This is a genomic window from Selenomonas ruminantium subsp. ruminantium ATCC 12561, assembly GCF_000424065.1.
Taxonomy (GTDB): domain Bacteria; phylum Bacillota; class Negativicutes; order Selenomonadales; family Selenomonadaceae; genus Selenomonas_A; species Selenomonas_A ruminantium.
In genome coordinates, this window is sequence record NZ_AUJE01000038.1 from 20876 (window position 1) to 27500 (window position 6625).

The 6625-nt window shown below is 48.5% G+C and carries 6 protein-coding genes (1 of these 6 only partly in view); 4 read left to right on the forward strand and 2 right to left on the reverse strand.

The features are described 5' to 3' along the window. Positions 1 to 121 precede the first annotated feature (121 nt). Together G598_RS0112715 and G598_RS0112720 are read right to left on the reverse strand one after the other, a co-directional pair. Entirely contained in the window at positions 122 to 1363 is a 1242-nt protein-coding gene (locus G598_RS0112715; protein ID WP_080657035.1) for an aminotransferase class I/II-fold pyridoxal phosphate-dependent enzyme, read from the reverse strand. A gap of 174 nt (positions 1364 to 1537) precedes the next feature. Then, positions 1538 to 2767 (reverse strand): aspartate kinase, encoded by a 1230-nt coding sequence (locus G598_RS0112720; protein WP_026767286.1) that lies wholly within the window; start codon positions 2765 to 2767, stop codon positions 1538 to 1540. A gap of 338 nt (positions 2768 to 3105) precedes the next feature. Here G598_RS0112720 and uraA point away from each other — a divergent pair, with 338 nt between their 5' ends. From uraA to G598_RS0112740, 4 genes are all read left to right on the forward strand, one after another. After that, on the forward strand, positions 3106 to 4377 hold the full coding sequence (gene uraA, locus G598_RS0112725) for a uracil permease (protein WP_026767287.1): 1272 nt from the start codon (positions 3106 to 3108) through the stop codon (positions 4375 to 4377). Then, entirely contained in the window at positions 4374 to 5249 is an 876-nt protein-coding gene (locus G598_RS0112730) for an RluA family pseudouridine synthase (protein WP_026767288.1), read from the forward strand. The genes uraA and G598_RS0112730 overlap by 4 nt, the downstream gene beginning before the upstream one ends. A gap of 129 nt (positions 5250 to 5378) precedes the next feature. Continuing rightward, positions 5379 to 6374, forward strand: a complete 996-nt coding sequence (fba, locus tag G598_RS0112735; protein WP_026767289.1) for a class II fructose-1,6-bisphosphate aldolase — start codon at positions 5379 to 5381, stop codon at positions 6372 to 6374. 205 nt (positions 6375 to 6579) lie between these two features. Further along, a protein-coding gene (locus tag G598_RS0112740; protein ID WP_026767290.1) for a phosphoribosylanthranilate isomerase crosses the window boundary here: on the forward strand, positions 6580 to 6625 show its 5' portion. The gene runs 557 nt beyond the window's last position; only the first 46 of its 603 coding nucleotides appear in the window; the start codon lies at positions 6580 to 6582; its stop codon lies off the right edge, out of view.

Consider the following 6625-nt stretch of genomic DNA (forward strand, 5'->3'; position numbering starts at 1 on the left):
ACACACAATTTAACTATAACATCATTTGCCCCTCGGTTCAACCGCAAATTTTCTCAAATTCGTGAAAAAAGGCTATCCCTTCTAGATAATAGTAGGAACAGCCTTTTCAGGAAAAATCCTTTTACCAGTTTTCTACAGACTGCATAGCTTTCAAAACTTTCGCTGCTACGCCGTGCATCTTTTCTTCCGATACGCAGCAGGCAGCCACGCGCACACCCATTTTGAGCGGTACTGCAAAAATCAGATCATCGTAGAGCTTGTTGCATACAGCCTGCGGGTCAGCTGCAGGAACCGCCAGGAAGAAACCGCCTTTGTAGGGCAGAGCCGGCAGATTGCAGGCCTTGGCTTCGGTCATAAAGACTTCAGCACGCTTTTTAATGGTCTGATAGTAGTTCTCCCGCTCCGTTTCGTACTGGGCCCGCAGCGTATCATCCTGCTGAATCCGCACCAGCGTGGTCATCGCTGCACGGTTGATATTGGACCAGGTAGCCCGGCTCGTGTACTTGTTGATATCCTGGAATTCGGTGATGACCTGCTCGCTGGAGGAAACCGCTACCAAAGCACCTGTGCGTTGACCATAAGCCGTGTATCCCTTGGACATGGAGAAAGCAAACATCACCAGCACATTTTCCGGCAAATTGCTGAACTTTTTCATAAAGCGGCGGGTCTCGTTCTTTTCTCCAGCAAAGTCAATGTAGGCAATATCCACCAGAATGCTCATCTTCTTGCCCTGTGCTGCATATTTCTTGGCCAGTGCCAGCACATGATCCCAATCGTCTTCCGTCAGGCTGAAACCCGTAGGATTCTGCGCAGGCGTATTGAGGATAACCAGCAGGCTGTCCTGCTGCTTGTAGAGCTCCGCCACTTTATTGGCATAGCCGGCGATATTAAAATTATTGGCTTCATCGAAGAGCGCAAAATTCGTCAATTTGCAGCCGCACTCGTTGCAGATTACATTGTATGTCCCCCAAAACCAATCCGAAGTCAGAACCTTTGTTCCCTGCTCAGCATAGTTGGCAATGGCATGGTGGATTGCACCAGTGCCGCCAGCTGTAGCACAAGCAGCTACATAACCATCCGGACGGTTATCCGCAAATACCAGTTTTTCGACTTCTTTAAGATAAGCCGGCAGACCAGCAATGGGCGCATAACGGAACAGTTCTTCTGTCGTCAGACTGCGATAGACTTTTTCTACCGTAGGCAGAACCGCCAGGCTCCCATCATCTTTCATCATCATACCAATGGTGGCATTAACCACCTTATCCTGGCCGTATTTTTCTGCCGCCTTGCTGCAGGCTGCTGCTGCTCCAAAAATCGCATCCCGTAACTTCTTATTTGCCGCATGGCTGGCTGCCATTGTCATAAACAAGCGCTCCCCTCTAACTCCATAACATTTACTAAGCATTAAGTTTGTCTCACAGGTACTATAATAACTGTTTCCGTCTGTCCTGTCTACCCACACAAGTGTATGTATACAATATTTTTATGAAATTGACTACAAAATAAAACCTTCCCCGCAGGGAAGGCTGTATTTCATTTACTTCGCCGGAAAGAACTCATTATGAATAGCGTTAACCGCTTCCTTGAGTTTTGAACCTCTTACCAGGCAGGAAATACTGATTTCCGAAGTGCTGATAATATCGATGTTGATGCCTGCATTGGACAGGGCACCGAACATACGTGCAGCCGTACCCGGATTGCCGAGCATACCTGCACCAACGATGGAAACCTTGGCCACATCTTCTTCAATCAGTACAGCTACAGCACTCAGCTTATCGGCTACGCTGTCCACAACCTTCTTCGCCTCAGAGAGGTCACCGGCAGCTACGGTAAATACCATATCGGTTACGTTCTTTTCAATATTGCGGATACTCTGGACGATCATATCCACGTCGATATTGGCATCGGCCAGTGCAGAGAAAATCTCATGAGCAATGCCCGGCGTATTGGGAATACCCAATACCGCAATCTTGGCTACCTTTTCATCATGGGCAACGCCCCGAATCACAAAATCTTTATCTTCCATCGTATAATCCTCCCTTATAAACGTACCGGTATCGGTGGTAAAAGTCGAGCGCACATGAATGGGAATGTGGAAATACTCGCCCATCTCTACGGAGCGCGGCTGCATAACGCCAGCACCTAAACGGGCCATTTCCAGCATTTCATGATAGGTTATCTCATTCATCTTCCGCGCCCCCGGCACGATACGGGGGTCAGCTGAATAAACGCCATCCACATCGGTGAAGATTTCGCAGGAATCTGCCTTCAAGGCACCGGCAATAGCCACTGCAGAAGTGTCGGAGCCACCGCGACCCAGCGTGACATAATCCCCTAAGTCATTGGCGCCCTGGAAGCCAGTGATTACAACCACTTTGCCTGCGTCCAGTTCCTGATGAACGCGTTCCGGCTTTATATCCTTAATGCGGCCCTTGGTATAGACATCATTGGTCTTAACGCCAGCCATCGGCCCGGTCAGGGAGATTGCCTCCTGCCCCAATGTCTTGAATGCCATCGCCATCAAGGAGGCAGACTGCTGCTCACCAGTAGTCAGGAGCATATCCATTTCTCGCGTATATTGGTAAGGATTTTTGTTGATTCCCTGTGCCAGCTCAATTAAATCATCCGTAGTATCGCCCATAGCCGAAACCACCAGTACGATTTTATCATCAGGCTTTTTCTCGCCCAGCACCCGCTTGGCAATATTCATGATTTTTTCCGTGGTCGCCACCGAGCTGCCACCGAATTTCTTTACAATAAGCGCCATGACTCTCCCCCTAAACTTCTTTTTACATAAGAATCCGCTCCACACAGCATGGACAGTTCTTTTTTTCGTCTTTTATGTGCTTAATCGTAACATATTATACCGTAAAAAAAACCATCTGTCTATAAATTTTCGTCAATTTATGTAAAATTGTTCATTGCTAAAAAACACATTTCCGAATTCATGTTACAAACCAGCTATTTTATATGGTTTTTTGTCGTAAAAATGATACATATTCCTTATTTTCAATTGCGAGCAATCAGTTATTGGACATAAGTCCTTTTTATGCTATATTATTAGAAGTTTATTTAGACTCATTTATTTTTAAGGAGTGTATCATCTTGCAAAACCGTACTATCGGTGTCAGTGAGCGTCTGCCACTGCTCGAAACCCTTCCCCTGTCCCTGCAGCATTTGTTTGCCATGTTTGGCTCTACTGTGCTGGTACCGATTCTCTTCCATGTGAATCCGGCTACGGTACTGCTGTTCAACGGCATCGGCACCCTGCTGTATCTGACGCTGTGCAAGGGAAAAATCCCCGCTTACTTAGGTTCCAGCTTTGCGTTCCTCTCCCCGGTATTTTTGGTACTGGGTCAGTACAGCTATGAAGCTGCGCTCGGCGGCTTTATCGCCGTTGGCCTTGTCTTCTGCCTTGTCGGCCTCATCATCAAGGCCGTGGGTACGCACTGGATTGACGTACTGTTCCCGCCTGCCTCCATGGGCGCTATCGTGGCGGTTATCGGTCTGGAACTCATGCCCACAGCTGCCGATATGGCCGGCCTTACGGGCAAAGGTGACAGCACAACGATTTTCGTATCGCTTGCTACCTTGGCTATTACCGTCTTTGCGTCTGTGGCCTGCCGTGGCTTTTTGGCGATTATCCCTATCCTGCTGGGTGTTGTAGGTGGTTATCTCATCGCCGCTGCCTGTGGTCTGGTGGACTTGGCCAGTGTGGAAGCTGCTCCCTGGTTTGCCCTGCCCACCTTCTATACGCCGGAATTCAATCTGGATGCCATTCTGATTATCCTGCCGGCAGCACTTGTGGTTATCGCTGAACATGTCGGCCATTTGATTGTAACCGGCAATATTGTGGGTGCTGACCTTGCCAAAGACCCGGGACTTGACCGTTCCATCCTCGGCAATGGTATCTCCACCATCATCTCCGGTTTCTTCGGTTCTACCCCGAACACCACCTATGGGGAAAACATCGGCGTTCTGGCCATTACCAAAGTATTCTCCACCTGGGTTATCGGCGGTGCAGCAGTCTTTGCCATCATTCTTTCCTGCTTAGGCAAGCTGGCAGCCCTTATCCAGAGCATTCCTGTCCCAGTTATGGGCGGTGTATCCCTGCTGCTGTTCGGCGTAATCGCCGCTTCCGGTATTCGCGTACTGGCAGAAAGCAATATCGACTACAACAATCCGCTGAATCTGATGCTGACCGCTATCGTGCTTGGCCTTGGTGTTTCAACCGCCAGCATTACGCTGGGCACCATTACGCTCAAGGGTATGTCGCTCGCCACAGTGATTGCCATTATCCTCTCGCTGTCCTTCCAGCTTATCGGCAAGCTGCATCAGCCTATAGCAGACGATAATCCTGATCCTACGAAAGAATGACACGCATCGAAGTAAAGCTTGACGCCCTGACCCCTATGCCGGTCAGGGCGTTTTTGAAAGCTCACCAAGGCATATCCAATACCATTTGGAAACGCATCAAAAATTCCGGCACCTTCGCCGTCAATGGCGTTATCTGCAATGCCACACAAACCAGCATCAAAACAGGTGATATCATTACCTATGATATCCTGCGTCCCACGGATATTACGCCTGAGGATTTACCGCTGGATATCCGCTATGAAGATGAATGGCTGCTGGTCATCAACAAGCCTGCAGGCCAGCTGGTGCATCCCACTACCAAGGAAAGCGGTGGCACGGTAGGCAATGCCCTGATGCATTACTTTGCTTCCAACGGCGAAGCACACGCCTTCCACCCCGTTCATCGTCTGGACAGGGACACCAGCGGCCTGCTATTGATAGCCAAGGAGCCGCAGATACAGTATCAATTGTCTCCCAAAGGCTGCAAAAACTTCAAGCGGGAATATCAAGCCATTATCGAAGGCACTTTAACACCGCCTGACGGCCTTATTGACGCCCCTATTGCCCGCGCTCTGCCCAGCATCATCCTGCGCAAGGTTTCCCCGGAGGGGCAGCCGGCGCGTACACACTATCACACCATCAAGCAGGGCAATGGCCTATCCCTTATCGAGCTGGAACTCGATACCGGACGTACCCATCAGATCCGCGTTCATATGGCGCATCTTGGGCACCCATTATTAGGCGATGATTTGTATGGCGGCAATATGGATTATATTGAGCGGCAAGCCCTGCATGCCTTTCGCCTGAGTTTCAGGCATCCCATGACCGGTGAAAACCTGATCATTACAGCCCCGACGCCAGCGGATTTCCTTCGTATTACCGCAGATTTCTAAACGATACGAGCCGATTATTATTGTTTGAAAAATTTTTCACTTGAACTATACACGAGAAGTATTTTCTATGATATAATAAATAAGGTTCAACCAAAAATTTGAACAAGATTCATTAGGGGGTAATGAAAAATGCCATTAGTTGGAACTAAAGAAATGTTCAAGAAAGCTTACGAAGGCGGCTACGCTATCGGTGCTTTCAACGTCAACAACATGGAAATCGTACAGGGTATCACGGAAGCAGCTGCTGAGCTGAACTCCCCGGTTATCCTGCAGGCATCTGCTGGTGCTCGCAAATATGCAAAGGGCCCGTATCTCCGTCACCTCGTTGAGGCTGCTCTGGAAGTTAACGACATTCCTGTTGCTCTGCACCTCGACCATGGCGCAGATTTCGAAACCTGCAAAGCTTGCATCGATGACGGTTTCACTTCCGTAATGTTCGATGGTTCTCATTATGATTTCAAAGAGAACATCAAACGTACGCAGGAAGTTGTTGCTTACGCACATGAACATGGTGTTTGCGTAGAAGCTGAGCTCGGCAAACTGGCTGGTATCGAAGATGATGTTAAGGTTGCTGCTCATGAAGCAGCTTACACGCAGCCGGAAGAAGTTGAAGAATTCGTCAAAGAAACTGGCGTAGATTCTCTGGCTATCGCTATCGGTACTTCCCATGGCGCATTCAAGTTCAAGCCGGAACAGTGCACGCGCAACGCTGACGGCGTTCTCGTACCGCCTGAACTGCGTTTCGACATTCTCGCTGAAATCGAGAAGAAGATTCCTGAGTTCCCGATCGTTCTCCATGGTGCTTCTTCCGTTATTCCGAAGTACGTTCAGATCATCAACGCTAACGGCGGCAAGCTGGACGATGCTGTTGGTATTCCTGAAGACCAGCTCCGCAAGGCTGCTAAATCCGCAGTTTGCAAGATCAACATCGACTCTGACCTGCGTCTGGCTCTTACGGCTGGTATCCGTGAGCACTTCATGGCTCATCCGGAACACTTCGACCCGCGTCAGTACGTTGCTGATGGCCGTTCCTACATCAAGGAACTCGTTGAACACAAGATAAAAGACGTTCTTGGTTCCGATGGCCGCGCTGCTGAAATCATGGAGCTCATCAACGCTAAATAATTGCTTAATCAGCATAGATAAAAAAGAGGTTCGCTCGTCGAACCTCTTTTTTATTGTCCAATGTTAACAAATATACACATATAACTCGGCCTATCCCTCTAAATGTCTTGACAATACGGACATAAGGTTGTAATATATGAATTATCCCATGGAATTATAACATTATTGTATGATATATTGCTATTATTTTTAGAGGAGTGTATACATGAGAGCTAAGATATGTGGAATAAAAGACCTGTTTACTGCTAAAA